General features: G+C 52.1%; 14 protein-coding genes. 7 read left to right on the top strand and 7 right to left on the bottom strand.

What is annotated here, in order from left to right; genetic code table 11:
* Positions 1-22 precede the first annotated feature (22 nt).
* Entirely contained in the window at positions 23-148 is a 126-nt protein-coding gene (locus ACO0LB_RS02910; RefSeq protein ID WP_423046314.1) for a hypothetical protein, read from the bottom strand.
* Between ACO0LB_RS02910 and ACO0LB_RS02905 the strand changes: the two genes are divergently transcribed.
* Positions 147-1,667 (top strand): DUF4080 domain-containing protein, encoded by a 1,521-nt coding sequence (locus ACO0LB_RS02905; RefSeq protein WP_423046312.1) that lies wholly within the window; start codon positions 147-149, stop codon positions 1,665-1,667. The two genes, ACO0LB_RS02910 and ACO0LB_RS02905, sit on opposite strands and share 2 nt — an antisense overlap.
* Positions 1,668-1,831: 164 nt before the next feature.
* Here ACO0LB_RS02905 and ACO0LB_RS02900 read toward each other — a convergent pair whose 3' ends face one another.
* The 3 genes from ACO0LB_RS02900 to ACO0LB_RS02890 all read right to left on the bottom strand — a co-directional run bounded on the left by ACO0LB_RS02900 (position 1,832) and on the right by ACO0LB_RS02890 (position 4,379).
* Positions 1,832-2,146, bottom strand: a complete 315-nt coding sequence (locus ACO0LB_RS02900; protein WP_423046310.1) for a metal-sensitive transcriptional regulator — start codon at positions 2,144-2,146, stop codon at positions 1,832-1,834.
* Positions 2,147-2,241: 95 nt separating this feature from the next.
* Positions 2,242-3,705 carry a sensor histidine kinase gene (locus ACO0LB_RS02895; RefSeq protein WP_423046308.1) on the bottom strand — a complete coding sequence of 488 codons (1,464 nt, stop codon included), beginning with the start codon at positions 3,703-3,705 and terminating at the stop codon, positions 2,242-2,244.
* Positions 3,705-4,379, bottom strand: coding sequence for a response regulator (locus ACO0LB_RS02890; RefSeq protein WP_423046306.1), 675 nt, complete (start codon positions 4,377-4,379; stop codon positions 3,705-3,707). The genes ACO0LB_RS02895 and ACO0LB_RS02890 overlap by 1 nt, the downstream gene beginning before the upstream one ends.
* A 466-nt stretch (positions 4,380-4,845) precedes the next feature.
* Between ACO0LB_RS02890 and ACO0LB_RS02885 the strand changes: the two genes are divergently transcribed.
* The 5 genes from ACO0LB_RS02885 (at position 4,846) to ACO0LB_RS02865 (ending at position 13,156) form a co-directional block, all read left to right on the top strand.
* A complete protein-coding gene (locus ACO0LB_RS02885; RefSeq protein WP_423046304.1) occupies positions 4,846-5,844 on the top strand; it encodes a tripartite tricarboxylate transporter substrate binding protein in 999 nt (332 codons plus the stop codon).
* A 63-nt stretch (positions 5,845-5,907) separates the two neighbouring features.
* Complete coding sequence (locus tag ACO0LB_RS02880; protein WP_423046302.1) at positions 5,908-7,023, top strand: ABC transporter substrate-binding protein; 1,116 nt, start codon at positions 5,908-5,910, stop codon at positions 7,021-7,023.
* Between the two features lie 102 nt (positions 7,024-7,125).
* Entirely contained in the window at positions 7,126-8,904 is a 1,779-nt protein-coding gene (locus ACO0LB_RS02875; RefSeq protein WP_423046301.1) for an ABC transporter permease, read from the top strand.
* Between the two features lie 37 nt (positions 8,905-8,941).
* On the top strand, positions 8,942-10,006 hold the full coding sequence (locus ACO0LB_RS02870) for an ABC transporter ATP-binding protein (RefSeq protein ID WP_423046299.1): 1,065 nt from the start codon (positions 8,942-8,944) through the stop codon (positions 10,004-10,006).
* Positions 10,007-10,180: 174 nt separating this feature from the next.
* Positions 10,181-13,156, top strand: coding sequence for a bifunctional diguanylate cyclase/phosphodiesterase (locus ACO0LB_RS02865; RefSeq protein ID WP_423046297.1), 2,976 nt, complete (start codon positions 10,181-10,183; stop codon positions 13,154-13,156).
* Here ACO0LB_RS02865 and ACO0LB_RS02860 read toward each other — a convergent pair.
* Positions 13,133-14,026: a Dyp-type peroxidase gene (locus tag ACO0LB_RS02860; protein ID WP_423046295.1), complete on the bottom strand. Its 894-nt coding sequence runs from the start codon at positions 14,024-14,026 to the stop codon at positions 13,133-13,135. The genes ACO0LB_RS02865 and ACO0LB_RS02860 overlap by 24 nt on opposite strands.
* Entirely contained in the window at positions 13,944-14,204 is a 261-nt protein-coding gene (locus ACO0LB_RS02855; protein ID WP_423046293.1) for a hypothetical protein, read from the bottom strand. Before ACO0LB_RS02855 ends, ACO0LB_RS02860 begins: the two co-directional genes overlap by 83 nt.
* A gap of 130 nt (positions 14,205-14,334) precedes the next feature.
* On the opposite strand from ACO0LB_RS02855, the gene alaC reads away from it, so the two are divergent.
* A complete protein-coding gene (gene alaC / locus ACO0LB_RS02850) occupies positions 14,335-15,624 on the top strand; it encodes an alanine transaminase (RefSeq protein ID WP_423046292.1) in 1,290 nt (429 codons plus the stop codon).
* A 187-nt stretch (positions 15,625-15,811) separates the two neighbouring features.
* Here alaC and ACO0LB_RS02845 read toward each other — a convergent pair whose 3' ends face one another.
* The gene (locus tag ACO0LB_RS02845) at positions 15,812-16,552 is read right to left on the bottom strand and encodes a siderophore-interacting protein (protein WP_423046290.1); all 741 of its coding nucleotides are present in this window, start codon (positions 16,550-16,552) and stop codon (positions 15,812-15,814) included.
* Positions 16,553-16,575 lie beyond the last annotated feature (23 nt).

Raw genomic sequence — 16,575 nt, 5'->3', positions numbered from 1 at the left:
ACAGGCAACGGCTTTTTCATTTTTACAGATTCAGCGTCACCGCAATCAAGACCATCGCTGCATGGGTCGCATTCATCGCACTCGCTGTAATGACCAGGGCGCAGCAGCGTACAATAGCGCCTTCCCCATGTTTTCTGCTGTACTCCATGACCATCCTGCTGACCACCCTGAATGCCCGCTACGCCCACGCCTCGTTGGGGTTGCGCTATCTGCTTGCCAATATGGGAGACTTGCAACCGCAAACGCTGTTGCATGAGTTTGTCATCGGTGCGCGCAGTACCGACATCGTGGAAAAAATCCTTGGCTATCGCACACCGGGTGAAACTTTCATCGTCGGCTTTGGCGTGTATATCTGGAACGTGGTGGAGATCACGCAGGTAGTGGCGGTGTTAAAACGGGTCGCGCCGGATGTCGTGATCGTGCTAGGTGGGCCTGAGGTATCCCATGAAACCAATGATCAAGAGATCGTCCGTCTCGCCGACTATGTGATCACTGGCTGGGGCGACGTCAGTTTTCCTGAACTCTGTGGACAAATCCTGCACGGGCCACAGCCGTTGATGAAAATTCATGCTGGCAAACAACCGCCAATGAATGAAATCACACTGCCATATCAACTCTATAGCGATCAGGATATCCGCCATCGCACGCTGTATGTGGAGGCATCACGCGGTTGTCCGTTCAAATGCGAATTCTGTTTATCGGCGCTCGACAAAACCGCCTGGCCTTTTGATATCGATGCATTTCTGGTGGAGATGGAAAGCCTGTACCAACGCGGTGCGCGACTGTTTAAATTCGTCGATCGCACCTTCAATCTGAATATCAAAACCAGTCTGAAGATTATGCAGTTCTTCCTTGATAAGCTGGCAGCGGCACCACACGATCCGGTGTTTGCCCATTTTGAGGTGGTACCAGATCATTTGCCGGATGCGCTGAAAGAAGGGATACAACAATTCCCGGATGGCACCTTGCAATTTGAAATCGGTATTCAGAGTTTTAATCCGGACGTACAAAGCCTGATCAGTCGCAAACAAAACAATGACAAGGCGGCAGAAAATATCCGCTGGCTGTGTGAGCATTCGCATGCCCATTTACACGTCGATCTGATCGCCGGTCTGCCGGGTGAAACCATCGAAAGTTTTGCCGCTGGTTTTAACAAACTGGTAGGGCTCGGCCCGCATGAAATTCAGTTTGGCATTCTGAAGCGTCTGCGGGGTACGCCACTGATCCGGCATACAGAAGCGTTCCAACTGACATTTGATCCGCTGCCACCGTACACGATTCTGGCAAACAAGGACATTCGTTTTGCGGATATGCAAAGACTGGTGCGATTTGCACGCTATTGGGATATGGTCGCCAACTCTGGCCGCTTTGCGCACACGCTGCCGGTGATGCTGGGTGAGCATCCGTTTGAACGTTTCATGGCGTTTTCTGACTGGATTTATGTCAATACCGATGCCACGCACAGAATCGCACTGGATCGTTTAGCCAATCTGGTCGGCAAATGGCTGCATGCGGAACAAAAGATGAGTGCAGAATCAGTCGCGACGCTGCTCGCCAGTGATTATGCAGGACAAGCTCAACATAAACAGGGCGGCGAAAAAACGGTTACGCAGGAAAAAACACCAAAGACATTGCCGCAACGCCAGGCCAGACATCTGGCAGCCTGAGTTTTTCTGGCATGACCATGTCAGCGCATGAGTGCGCTGACAATACGTTAATAATGTATTCACGTACCGACGCAATGACAATATAGCAATCCGTCTGATCGTCGGATTTTTATCCGATAAAAATCCGATCCGACTCAACTAAGTTCAACTAAGCTCAACCAAGTTCAGACAAATTTTTCCAGCAAAGCGGCAATCTGTTTGGCGCTTTGCAAGGACTCTTCCGGTGTCGCTGCTTTTTCTGCGTGTGTAACCACAGAACTGGTGAGCAACGTGACGAAAGAACGATCCAATGCTTTACGGGCCGCAGACATTTGCTGGGCAATGCCTTCGCAATCCGCTGGCTCGGCGGCCTTGGCGATGAGTTTCTGCACGCCGCGCAACTGACCTTCTATCCGTGCCAGACGATGCAGCAAATCTTTCTTTTGCTGTTCGCTCAATGCTGTGCCCTGAATAATCTTGAGGGGGGGAGTATCTGCCATGTTTGTTCTCCTGAGCAATGGTTTATAAGTGATACGACGAAGCGGTGACTGATACTATACTGGGTATAGTACATATATCGGCTATAGTAACAGGATCAGCGCTGCTCAGGAAACAGTATCGACACCCGCAAACCCGGTAATACAACAGCCGGAGCAGCGTGGTCTGTAATGACGGTATCGATTGGATTGATTGGGGTAGCATTCCGTAAAAGTATCTGCCCTCCGTGCAAGACGACGATATCGCGCACGATGCACAGGCCAAGACCCGTGCCGCCGGGATTGACTGCACTGGTCGTGGTAGAGCGATAAAACGGTTCAAACACTTTTTCACGTTCCGTATCTGGAATGCCGGGACCATTGTCTTCAATTTCCAGTAAGACATTCTCACCTTGCTGCTGCACGCGCAAGACGATACGACCGTCTTCCGGCGTATAGCGGATCGCATTATCGAGCAGATTGCTGACCATTTCGTGCAAGAGTAAAGCCTGACCACGGATGAAGATGTCGTGATCGGCATCAAGCGCCAGATCAATCTGCTTTCTGACGGCAGGCAGCGCGAGTTCCAGACAGACCTGGCGCACCAGTTGCGTCAGCGAGAGGGTTTGCAGTTCTGACGCTTCCGCACCGTGTCCGGTACGCGCCAGTGTCAGCAAACGATTCGCCAGATGCACTGTGGCATCGGTCGTGTGCGCAATACTTTCCACGATCTGCCGCATGGCGACCGGATCGTTTTCGCGCAATGCCAGTTCTGCCTGCGTTTTCAGAACGGTCAAGGGCGTACGCAACTGATGCGAAGCGTCGGCAATAAACCGTTTTTGTCCATTGATGAGCGTCTGTAAACGCGCCATATAGGCATTCATCGCCAGCACCAGCGGTCGAATTTCCTTATGTACCAGTTGCGGATCAAAATCGGATAAATCGGTTGGCTCACGCGCTTCCACGTCGCTGCGTAGCTGCATAATCGGCGACAGCACAAACCGCAACGCGACCCAGACCATCAGCGCCACAGCCAACACCAGTGCGGCCTGACGCAGCAGGGTATCGATCAGAATCTGGCGTGATAAGCCACGCCGGGCATCGGTTGTTTCGCCAACCTCGATCAAGGCAATACCACGCATACGATCGTCGTAGACGGGCTGATGCAAGGCGGCAATGCGGACTGTCTGCCCCTGATATTCAGCATGAAAAAAATGCACCAGCGCCGGGTACATATCGGAACGTGGAACGTTTTTTGGTAAATCCGGTAAGTCTTCGTAGCCAGACACAAATTCACCATTCACGCCGGTGACTTTGAAATACAGACGCCCCAAGGTATCCGTCTCGAAACTGTCCAGTGCTACATAGGGCACATCAGCCTGCACTTTGCCATCCACGATACCGACCCGGTCTGCCAATGCCCGGGCAGAGGATAACAAGGAACGGTCGTAGGCAAGATCAGCAGCATCGAGTGCGTTGCGATACACAGAAAACGCATTCGCCGCTACCAGCAACACTAAGGGAATCAGCAACCAGCGCAGAAACTGCCCGCGCAGGCTGCCCAGCCGGTCCTTCCCCGGCATCAGCGCGCCTCCAGCAGGTAGCCAATGCCGCGCAAAGTCACAATCGCCACTTTGCCAACGCTGACGCTATCGAGTTTCTTACGCAATCGGTGAATATAGATTTCGATCGCATCGAGATTGGCATCGTCATCGAGTGCAAATACTTCATCAAATAGTTTGTCTTTGGAAACAGCTTGCCCGGGGCGCGTCATCAAAGCTTCGAGCACTGCATATTCACGCGGTGTCAGGGACAGTGATGCCGCATCATAAAAAAACTGCCGGCTGACGGTATCAAAACTCAATGCGCCGCATTGCAACACCACGGCTTCGTTACCCTGAGAACGCCGCAACAGGGCTTTGACCCGTGCCTCCAGTTCCGCCAGTTCAAAAGGCTTGGGCAGATAATCATCCGCCCCCAGATTCAATCCTTGTACACGCTCATTGAGGCCGCCTCTTGCCGTCAGTATCAGCACCGGTGCCTTGCTGCCACGCGCCCGCATACGCTTGAGCACATCGAGCCCATCCATTTTTGGCAAAGTCAGATCCAGAATCACCAGCGCGTATTCTTGCGTATGCAACAAGGCATCGGCATCCGCACCATTCCCTGCCGTCTCTACGGTCAGGTGCGCATCGCGCAAGGCCTTAGCCACCCAGTGGGATAACTCAACATGATCTTCGACCAACAGAATACGCATAGATAAATACCATCAGGAGAATGCAGGTCTCAAGATAACAAGACAAAGGTGCCGAGAAAGAAGCGATACACGCATGTGATACAAACATGTGAATGTCGGCTACATCTGTTGACCTGCGGATCGACAGAATCGCATAAATCACGCCTAAAATCGACTAAAAAATTACACGATAAATCGGTCTCTGAAACGATATTGAAAGCCAACTGAAAGCAAACCCAAACCAAACATAAAACAACAGCGGACGTGACGGTCATATTCACAGCAGAACGCGCTTTTTTTATCAGCGTCAGAATATTGCGCTGCGGCTTCTGCTACAGTAAAGACGCTGACCATCTTCCGGACATAAAGCGACAAACACAGACGGGTATAGACGGATACATATGGATACATACCGCATGATTCTGAAAGCCGACTGAAAGTTTCGTCACGGTATGATCCATGTCACTCTAGGAGTCCCATTCTGATCATGCTCAAGCCCATCACTCTTTGTACTGCCGCCATCGCCAGCCTGCTGACGCTGATACCGGCATGGGCCATTGCACCCGCATTAACAACCAACGGCAAGACTGGCGCGGATGCAGAGAAGGTGCAGTGCATCGTCCCGGCCAAACCCGGTGGTGGTATGGATCAGACCTGCAAGCTGGTACAAACATTGTTACCGCGCCAGCCAGTGCAAATTAATTATCTACCGGGCGGCGTCGGTGCCATTGCCTGGAATACCGTGATTACCCAGCGCCGAGCCGAAACGAACACGCTGGTCGCGTACTCCGGTGGCTCACTCCTCAATCTGGCTGAAGGCAAGTTTGGCAAATTCGACACCAGTCACGTGCGCTGGCTCGCAGCCATCGGTACCGACTACGGCATGATCGCCGTACGTAGCGATTCCCCTTATAAAACCCTGCGCGAACTGATCGAGGCCATTAAAAAAAATCCTGCTCAATTTGCGATTGGTGCCGGTGGCACAGTCGGCAGCCAGGACTGGCTGAAAATGGCGCAAATCGCCAAGCAGGCGGGCATGGACCCGAAAGCCATGCGTCTGGTCGCATTTGAAGGCGGCGGCGAATCATTTACCGCATTGATGGCAAATCATGTGCAGGTCGTGTCAGGTGATGCCTCCGAAGCCAGCCTGCACGCCAGAGATGGCAAAATTCGCGTGCTGGCAGTGCTGTCAGACGCTCGTCTTCCCGGTGCACTGGCACGGGTGCCAACAGCACACGAACAAGGATTTGATGTCACCTGGCCGATTATTCGCGGACTCTACATGGGACCACAGGTCAGCGATCATGATTACCAGAAATGGGTCAACTATTTTCAGCAGGCGATGAACACGCCGGCCTTTGAAGAACAACGTCGCCTGCATGGGCTGTATCCATTTGCCATGACAGGAAAAGAACTCACGGAATACATAGAAAGAGCCGTTGTGCATTACCGCTTGCAAGCAAAAGAATTTGGCATGGTACGTTAGTTTTTCCATTCCTCATTTCTGATTACGACAATACCCAACAATATCCATCAAAGGAGAAGACAAATGAATTCCAACCTCTTACTGTCCAAAACGCTGTTTGCCAGTGCCATCACTGCACTGACGCTCGGCATGTCCACTCTCGCTGTGGCACAGGCACCGGCAGGCTACCCTGCCGACTACAACAAAATCATCGACGCTGCAAAAAAAGAAGGCAAGATCGTGATCTATAGCGCAACCGACACCAAGGCTGTCGAACCGCTGATCAAGGATTTTCGTGTGATGTATCCGGAAGTTCAGGTCGAATACAACGACATGAATTCAACCGAAGTATTCAGCCGCTATATTTCCGAAATGGCCGCCGGCGGTAACAGTGCCGATTTGCTGTGGTCTTCGGCCATGGATTTGCAGGTCAAGCTGGTATCCGATGGCTATGGTTTGCAATATGCCTCGCCGGAAATCAGCGGCATTCCGCAATGGGCGATCTGGAATAATTCTGCTTTCGGTACAACATTTGAGCCCGCCGTATTTGTGTATAACAAACGTCTGGTCAGTGAAGACGAAGTACCAAAAACACATGCAGAGTTTGCCAAACTGATCAATACCAAACTCGATAAATTCAAAAACAAAGTCACTACTTATGACATCGAAAAATCTGGTGTCGGCTTCATGTTTATTACTCAGGACAGTCACGAAAATAAAGACTTCTGGGAACTGGCAAAAGCGTTTGGTAACGCCAGCGTGCGCGTGCAATCATCGACCGGTACGATGCTGGAACGTATTTCTTCCGGTGAAAATCTGATCGGCTATAACATCCTCGGTTCCTACGCACTGACCCGCGCCGCCAAAGACCCATCCATCGGTGTGCAAATGCCAAAAGACTATACGCTGGTATTGTCACGCGTCGCATTTATCAGCAAATCTGCCAAGCATCCGAACGCAGGTAAATTGTGGCTGGATTATATTTTGTCTAAACGCGGACAAACTATCATCGCCAACGAAGCCAACCTGTTTGCGATTCGCCCGGATGTCAAAGGTGACGCCAATCCGGTTGCGCTGGGCAAAAAAGTCGGTGCCGGATTGAAACCTCTGCCCGTCAATCCTAGTTTGCTGCAATACCTCGATCAGACAAAACGTCTGGCTTTCCTGAAGCAATGGAAAGAAACCGCAGGTAAAAAATAAGACGGACGAAACATCTCCGGCAGGCGCAACTTGCCGGAGAGTGTCCACTGTTCTGTCGGGCAATCCTGCCTCCCGTTTTTTGAATTTTTATTAGGGCTAACCATGAGCACCCTGAGCCTCCCTCCGTCTGGCAGATGGTCACATATCAACTGGCCGCGCGGACTCGTTGTGATACTGACCGTACTGGCGATTTTTACGCCACTGTCATTGATTTTGTTTCAAAGTTTTTTAAACGCCCCCTTCTTTTCTCCGGTCAAAGAATTAGGACTGGACTCCTATCGCTTTATTTTTGAAGACCCGGATTTTCGTCAGGCGTTCTGGAACGGTCTGATCCTGGCATCCGGTCTGGCGGGTATCGCCGTACCGCTGGGCGGCCTGTTGGCATTTCTGATGATTCGTACCGACTTGCCGGGCCGCAGCTGGATAGAGCCATTATTGCTGGTTCCTATCTTTGTTTCGCCTATGGTGATGGCTTTCGGTTACGTGGTATCAATGGGACCTGTCGGCTTTTATACGTTGTGGGCGAAGCAATTAACGGGTATTGAACCGTGGAATATTTATTCGTTTTTCAGCATCGTTCTGATTGCCGGTTTAACGCATGTGCCGCATGTTTATCTGTACTCCTCTTCGGCATTGAAAAGTCTGGGTTCAGATGTGGAAGAAGCGGCGCGTATCACTGGCGCTTCACCATTTCAGGTTGCGCTGCATGTATCACTGCCGATGATTATGCCGGCCTTGTCTTTTGCGGCTGTGCTGGTATTTTTCCTGGGCTTTGAAGTATTCGGTCTGGTGCTGGTGCTGGGTGATCCTGAAGGCCATCTGGTACTCGCCACTTACCTCTACAAACTGACCAACAAACTTGGCACACCGTCTTATCATCTCATGGCTGCGGCAGCAGTTTGCCTGGTAGCGGTCACGATGCCGCTGGTGATGGTACAGCGCTGGTTACTGAAGTCGGCCAGCAAATATGTATCAATCAAAGGAAAAGGTTCACGTCAGAAACCGCTGCCGCTTGGTAAGTGGAAATGGCTGGCCTTCGCCATTTTGGCGGCATGGTTGATTTTCACGGTCATCATTCCTTTGTCAGGCATTGTGTTGCGTGCATTTGTGGCGTACTGGGGGGAAGGCGTGAAGCTGGCAGACGTGCTGACGCTGCAACACTTCCGCGATATTCTGGAACAACCTTCACTGATGCGCGGCATTTTTAATACGGTACTCATCGGCATCATTGGTGGTGCGCTGGCCGTCATTTGCTACGCCGGTATCGCGCTGGCCATGCATCGCAAACCCGATGGTATTACCCGCCTGCTGGATTACAGTGTATTGGTGCCACGTGCGATTCCGGGCTTGCTGGCGGGTCTGTCATTCCTGTGGGTATTTCTTTTCGTTCCAAGCTGGCTCGACGGTATGCTCAAAGGCATAGAGCATCCACTCGCTTTGTGGCTCAGCGATAATCTGATTCCTCAATTGCGCTCTGTCCGTTCAACGATATTTTCTGTCTGGATCGCTTACACCGTCGTGTGGATGGCCTATGGTCTGCGTCTGATTTCCAGCGCCTTGCTGCAAGTGGGACCTGAGCTGGAAGAAGCTGCGCGTGCCGTTGGTGCCAATCGCGGACAAGTCACGCGCGATGTGACATTGCCGCTCGTGAAGTACGGCCTGCTGGGCGCATGGCTGATGATTTTCCTGATTTTTGAACGTGAATATTCGACCGGCGTGTATCTGTTATCGCCGGGGACTGAAGTGATCGGTGCGCTGATCGTCTCCTTGTGGGCAGGTGGTTCTGTCGATCTGGTAGCAGCACTGTCCTTCATTAACATCACCCTGGTGGCGATCGGTCTCGGACTGGCTCTGCGCTTCGGCGTCAAGCTCAGCCACTGATCTATATCCGACTATCCTATACACGAGAGAGAACAACATGTCAGAACTCAGCGTCAAGAATTTAACTCTGGAATATGGTTCCGGAGCAAGTGCCAATCCTATCCTCAAAGGCGTTTCCATGGATTTGCAGCGTGGCGAGGTCGTTGCGCTGCTTGGCCCTTCGGGCAGCGGCAAAACAACCTTACTACGTGCCGTTGCCGGTCTGGAATCACCAAAAACAGGCACCATCCATCTGGGTGACCGCGCCATTTTTGATGGTAACAAACAACTGGAAGTACCCGCCGAACAACGCAATCTCGGCCTGGTATTTCAATCGTATGCCTTATGGCCGCACAAGACCGTTTTCGATAACGTCGCCTATGGACTCAAGCTGCGTAAAATGAACAGCACCGATATCGCCGCCAAGGTCAAGGACGTACTGGGACAACTTGGTCTTGGTCATCTGGGTGAGCGCTTTCCGCACCAGTTGTCCGGTGGTCAGCAACAGCGTGTCGCCATTGCCCGTGCGCTGGTCTACAACCCACCAGTGATTTTGCTGGATGAACCCCTATCCAATCTGGATGCTAAATTGCGCGAAGAAGCCCGGGCATTTTTGCGTGAACTGATTGTGCGCCTGAACCTGTCAGCGCTGATGGTGACGCATGATCAGGGTGAAGCGATGGCGATTTCTGATCGTATTCTGTTGCTCAATAACGGCGTCATCGAACAACAGGGTACACCGCAAAGTATGTATGAAACACCGAACACCTTGTTCACTGCCGAGTTCATGGGCAGCAATAACAAACTGCGTGGCAAGGTTGTACATCGTGATGGCGACGTTGCCACCATCAATGTGAATGGCGAGCATCTGAAAACCACGGTACGCGGACAACATATCGGCGACGAAGCAACCGCGATTATCCGTCTCGAAAAAGTCCGTATTGCCGATGGTCATACAGAAAACACCATCAAACTACCACTGACCACCTGCATGTATCTCGGTGATCGCTGGGAATGTCTGTTTGGTCACGCCGGTGATGGTATCCGCGCGTATTCACCATTTAAACTGGCGGCAGGCGATTACTGGTTGCAGCTCGATGCGGACAAGTTGTGGTTGTATTGAAAACATCTTGCAAATTCGACTAGCAAAGACAAAAAGACAATGATTCAATTCTTGTTGTTCTAAGGAGAAATACCCTGTTTTTGTTGAAAAAACAGGCATTAATTCGTGTAATCAGGTCAACCGCAAGGAGTGCTTTGACGGATAATTAACGCAGTTTTATCACCGTTCATTGTCATGTCAAAGCCTCAACAAGCCATACGTTCCACGACCTTCAGACCAGATCAGCTGTTCAGACACATACTCCTGACGGTTGTTCTGTATATCGGTACAGGGCACATCGGTTTATCCATTCCCTACACCAATCCGAATGTCAGTCTGATCTGGTTACCTACCGGTATTGCCATCGCCAGCCTGATGCGCTTTGGTTACGTCATGCTACCCGTGATCTTTGCCTCGGCTGTGATCCTGGAAATCGGTGCCGGGTTTTCTTTCAACATCGCGATGGCGCTGGCAATTGGCTCTACTGCCGGTCCGTTTCTGAGCAGCTGGATATTACGCAAACAAGGCTTCCGCACTGATTTTTCACGGCGACGCGATGTACTCGGTTTCAGTGTCGCCACCATGCTGGGCATGTGTATCTCGGCCACTGGCGGCTTGCTGACGCTGTCGTTTTCCGGGATGGTGGGGAATGTACTGCCGATCTGGCTGACCTGGTGGGCAGGCGACACGATAGGTGCATTGCTGGCAGGCCCGCTGTTGCTGACCTTTTCCAGCCACTCGCTGGCAAAACTGCAGCATCGCAGTAAAGAGCTGATCGGATATCTGCTGATATTTTGTACCACCAACTGGTTAATTTTCCTGTCACCCTACAGCCACCTGAACCTGACATTCATGACAGGCGGTGTGATGGTACTGGCGGCGATGCGCTTTGGTATTTCTGCGGCCTCCGTCGCTACCCTGGCTGCGTCCATGGTGGCGGCGTGGGCGACGGCGATTGGTAAAGGCCCGTTCGCTGATCACGGCCAGGCCAGCCTGTTAATCCTCTGGGCTTATATGGCAACGATGGTGATGATTACCCTGATCATTACCGCCTTGCAGACCGAAAGAATGCACGCCAGTCTGCAGATAGAAGATGCTTACAACCGCATCAACAAAGTAGCGTCACGTTTGCCCGGACTCGTCATGCAATATCGTATTCGTCCAGATAAAACTGCTTGTATCCCTTTTGCCAGCGATGCGATTCTGCAAATCTTTGAAGTCAGTCAGAAAGAAGTTAAGAACGATGCGCTGCCACTGCTCAAACGCATCAATTCTCAGGATGTGGAAGCCGGCACGGCGTCGCTGCGGATTGCCATGCGCCACCAGACGGCCTGGCAGAGTGAATTCCGCATTCGTCGGCTGGATGGCAGCATACGCTGGCTGTATATTGATGGACTGCCAGAAGCGGAACCTGACGGTGCCATGTTATGGCACTGCTTCGTCACCGATATCACGGAACGCAAACAGGCGGAACAGGATTTGCAAATCGCAGCCTGCACCTTTGAATCACAGGAAGGCATGTTCGTCACAGATGCCCACTGGACGATACTGCGCCTGAATCTGGCATTCACCCGCATCACCGGCTACAGCGCTAGCGAGCTGATCGGCTTGCGTCCGCCGATCCATGAAACGAAGCAGCAGGACAAGGGCTTTTTTGAGCATATCCGGCAATCGCTACGAGACAACAAATTCTGGCATGGTGAATTATGGAGCCGCCGCAAAAACGGCGAAATCTATCCACAAATGATTACCCTGACTGCCATCACCGATAAAAAAGGGGATGTCAGCAATTATATCGGTTCATTTACCGACATCAGCCGCAACAAAGGCTACGAAGCAGAAATTCGCAATCTGGCATTTTATGATTCGCTGACGCAGTTACCCAACCGTCGTCTGCTGATGGATAGACTGGAACATCTGATCTCGCTCAGCAACCGGAATCATAGCCATAGCGCCATTTTGTTTATCGATCTCGACAACTTCAAGACACTCAACGATACACGTGGTCATGATGCGGGTGATTTACTGCTGATCGAAGCAGCAAGCCGCCTGCAAACCTGCGTGCGCGAAAGCGATACCGTGGCACGTCTGGGCGGTGATGAGTTTGTGGTGGTGCTCGAAGAACTCAGCGACGATCGTGATGAAGCACTGGGTCATGCTGACCGGATTGCAGAAAAAATTCGCCATCTGTTGAGCCTGCCATATCAGATCACCGATTTTGAACATCACGGTTCCAGCAGTATCGGTGTCTGTCTGTTTCAGGGGAGCGATAATACCGTCAAGGATTTATTCAAACGCGCAGATACGGCGATGTATGAAGCAAAAACATCCGGTCGCAATACAGTACGTTTTTTTGATCCAGCCATGCAAGCGGTACTGGTCGTCAGAATGCTGCTGGAATCCAATCTGCGTGTCGCACTGACGCATAATCAGTTCCAGCTTTACTATCAGGTGCAAGTCAATTCTGATGGCAAACTGATCGGTGCAGAAGCGCTGCTGCGCTGGATACATCCTGATCGTGGCTTTATTTCTCCGGCAGACTTTATTCCTCTGGCAGAAGAAACCGGCCTGATTATTCCTATCGGGAACTGGGTACTGGACACCGCCTGTGCACAGATCAAACAATGGGAAAACAACCCGCTGACCGCCCATCTGACACTGGCCGTCAATGTCAGTGCCAAACAATTCCAGCGTCCGGATTTTGTCTCTACATTAAGCAATGTCGTACATCAACATCAGATCAATCCTACACGCCTGAAAATTGAGCTGACAGAAAGCACGATTCTCGATAACGTTGATGCGACCACAGAAAAAATGCATCAGTTGAAAAAACTCGGCATCGCATTTTCCATGGATGACTTCGGCACCGGTTATTCCTCGCTCGCGTATCTGCAACGTCTGCCCCTGAACCAGCTCAAGATTGATCAGTCATTCGTCAGGGATCTGAGCCATGATGAAAACGATGCGACGATTGTCCGTGCCATCATTTCACTGGGTGTGAATCTGGGTCTGAATGTGATTGCAGAAGGCGTGGAAACCAAAGCTCAACGGGCATTTCTGATTGAGCATAACTGCCTCGCCTTCCAGGGCTATCTGTTCTCCAAACCACTGCCCCTGGAAGGTTTTCTGGCGCTGTTAGAGCCGGTATCAGACGAGCCCGAGTATGCGTAAATCCAGAGTACCGTTCAGCATTGGCGGGCACCAGAAATAAGCACCCGTCAATGGCTGAGTAAAGCGGAACAAGGCATCCGTCACGCCATCTTCCGCACCGGACATGCGCCGTAACTGTGCTTCAAAGGCATACAGCGATGCACCGAAGGCGACGAACTGCAAGCCTGCCTGCCCTTGTGCTGACCAGGGCATGGAACGACGCAAGACAAAGGCTTCCGGCGTAAAATTTTCTTGCGCAGTGCGTTTGACATGCGCAGATGCGGGTGCGTCATCCAGCTCTTCGTTGTCACTTTTACGGCGCCCCATCATCTGATCCTGCTCAGCTTGTGGCATCGCTTCGAGCCGGTCGAAACGATGTCGCCACTGTTGAACCGCAACATAGCTGGAACCATCCACACCGGCTTGCTGTCCACTGACCAGCGCAGCAGCGGCGGCGGCATCGCCTTCAGGATTTTCAGTGCCGTCTTCGTAACCGCTCAAATCGCGACCACCTGCGTACACAAACGCATCGACTTCCTGCGACACATCAAATGCGGCAGCAACTGCGTGCAATACGCGATGTGACAAATGCACCAGCTCGCCACGCTCATCCGCACGCAACCAGCACCAGAGCGCGGCTGGAGTTGCTGGTAAAAGCACGCGGCTGCCTTCGATACCGGTAAATTCTTTCAGGCCCGGAACCGTGTGACCAAGTGCCGCCACGATACTCGCGCCAACACCCAGTACCAACGTCTTGCCATCAACAAGAACCTGCAAGGCGCGTAGTGCCTGAGTAATGGCAACCGTATCAGCCTGCGGTTTCAGCGTCAGGCTCAGATAACTGGCATGAGCGGGCAGGGCGTGCAAAATGCCTTCCTGATGCAAAGACATGAGATTCTCCTTCAATGATATTCGTAACGTTCTTCAGATGTGTGACGCTGGCGATGATGCTGGTCGCGACAAAGCGCACAGCATAACGTAAGGCGATGATGTTTGCGCAATGCTGATGTGCAGATAGCGCGTCAGCATCCGTGCAGCAAGCAGCCGCATTGATGTCCTTATCAGACATGCGCCTTGACCAGATGTAAAAAAAATTGTTTACGGAAAACGGATTCACTGGTTACAATCAATCCAGAAACTTTGGTTTCCACGTCGCTCGGACGGTTCCGGGCGTTACGCTATTCACACACAATCTGATCATGACAAACACACTTACTCCGCCGGGCCGGGGTTCAACTGGTGAAGATACGCCTGTATCCACACCTGCTTCGACACCTGTTTCAGTACCCGTCTCCTCGCCAAAATTTTCGTTCTCCCGCATCAATCGTCTGCCGCCTTACGTCTTCAATATCACAGCCGAACTCAAGATGGCTGCGCGTCGCCGTGGCGAAGATATTATCGATATGTCGATGGGCAACCCTGATGGCGCGACGCCAAAACACATCGTTGACAAGCTGGTTGAAGTGGCCCAACGCCCCGACACACATGGCTATTCGGCCTCCAAAGGCATACCACGTCTGCGCCGGGCGATTTCGCGCTGGTACAAAGACCGCTACGAAGTCGAACTCAATCCTGATTCCGAAGCCATCGTCACTATCGGCTCGAAAGAAGGTCTGGCGCATCTGATGCTGGCGACGCTGGATAAAGGCGACACCGTGCTGGTGCCGAATCCCAGCTATCCGATTCATATCTACGGTGCGGTGATTGCCGGTGCCGATATCCGGTCGATACGCATGAGCCCCGGCGTGGATTTTTTTGCCGAACTCGAAAGAGCGATACGCGAAACGTATCCAAAACCGAAGATGATGATTTTCGGCTTTCCGTCGAATCCGACGGCGCAATGCGTAGAGCTGGAATTTTTCGAACGCGTGGTGAAACTCGCCAAAGAACACAATATTCTGGTGGTGCATGATCTGGCGTATGCCGACATCGTGTATGACGGCTGGAAAGCGCCATCCATCATGCAGGTAAAGGGTGCGCGGGATGTGGCGGTGGAATTTTTTACGCTCTCCAAAAGCTATAACATGGCAGGTTGGCGCATTGGTTTCATGGTCGGTAACAAAGAGCTGGTCGCGGCATTGGCACGGATTAAAAGCTACCACGATTACGGTAGTTTCACACCAGTGCAGGTGGCGGCGATTGCGGCGTTGGAAGGCGATCAGAGCTGCGTACATCAGATTCGCGATACCTATCAGGCGCGCCGCGATGTGCTGGTCAAAGGCTTGCACGACATCGGCTGGATGGTCGAGAAACCAAAAGCATCAATGTATATCTGGGCACAGATTCCTGAACATTACCGCCAGCTTGGTTCGCTGGAATTCGCTAAACAGGTACTGGAAAAAGCTAAACTGTGCGTGTCACCCGGCATTGGCTTTGGTGAGTATGGTGACGACTATGTGCGCTTTGCCCTGATCGAAAACGAATCCCGCATCCGTCAGGCATTACGTGGTCTGAAAACCATGTTTAAAGACGATGGACTCCTGAAATAATCACCGCAGCGCACGACTACACCGTCGTGCGCTGCGGTTCTGATGGCAGTGGCGGTCGTTGCTGCCATTGCAGCAACAGACTCGTGACAGCAAACATTACCTGATGCACTGGGAAATTTGTGTCGGGAAATGTCGTCAGTAAATATCGTCAGTCCTCGCACCGGAAAATCCGGTGAAATTCAGAGCATCATCCTTCCAGATTTTCATGGTGTCCGCTGCTGCCACGCTTCCAATAAGCGGCGGCACGAATAGCAGCGGAGGGATGTTGCTTTTCCTCTGTCAGAATGCGGCGCGCGCTGGCAACCATGCGCGCCTCACCGGCACACCATGCGTAACCCTCACCAGCAGGTAAGGACAGACGACGCAAGGTGTCCAGCAATGCGGCATCATCGCTGCTCCAGTAAAGATCCACATCGGCCACGCTATTCAACGGACGACGGTCTGCAATATCAGCAACCTGTAGCAACACAATCACTTTAGCGCTGGCGGGTAGCTCTTCCAGCCGTCGGGCGATAGCCGGCAAAGCCGTCTCATCGCCGAGCAGCAAATGCCACGTGAAATCGGTGGGAATAATAAACGAGCCACGCGGTCCACCGATGGTGACCGTTTGCCCCGGCGTGGCCTGCGCTGCCCAGGCTGATGCGGCACCCGCCTCATGCAGACAAAACTCTATCGCCAACTCGCCCAGAGCGGCATCGTAATAACGTGGTGTGTAGTCGCGACGCACGGGATGATCGCTCTCCGTGTTCAGCATCAGTTTGATGTGATCATCGAATGACGCGCTGACGAAACCGGACAAGGCTTCACCTCCGACAATAATGCGACGGAAATGGGGACTGATGCTCTCGACCCGCAACACCTGAAGCGGGCGCAAGGTCAGTTCATGCCGCACGCGTTGTACGCGGCTGGTGACAGAGTCTATACTCATAGTCTGATCGTTTCAATTAGTTG

The organism is Undibacterium sp. SXout7W (assembly GCF_049339385.1).
Lineage (GTDB): Bacteria > Pseudomonadota > Gammaproteobacteria > Burkholderiales > Burkholderiaceae_D > Undibacterium.
This window is presented reverse-complemented; position numbering and strand designations above follow the sequence as displayed.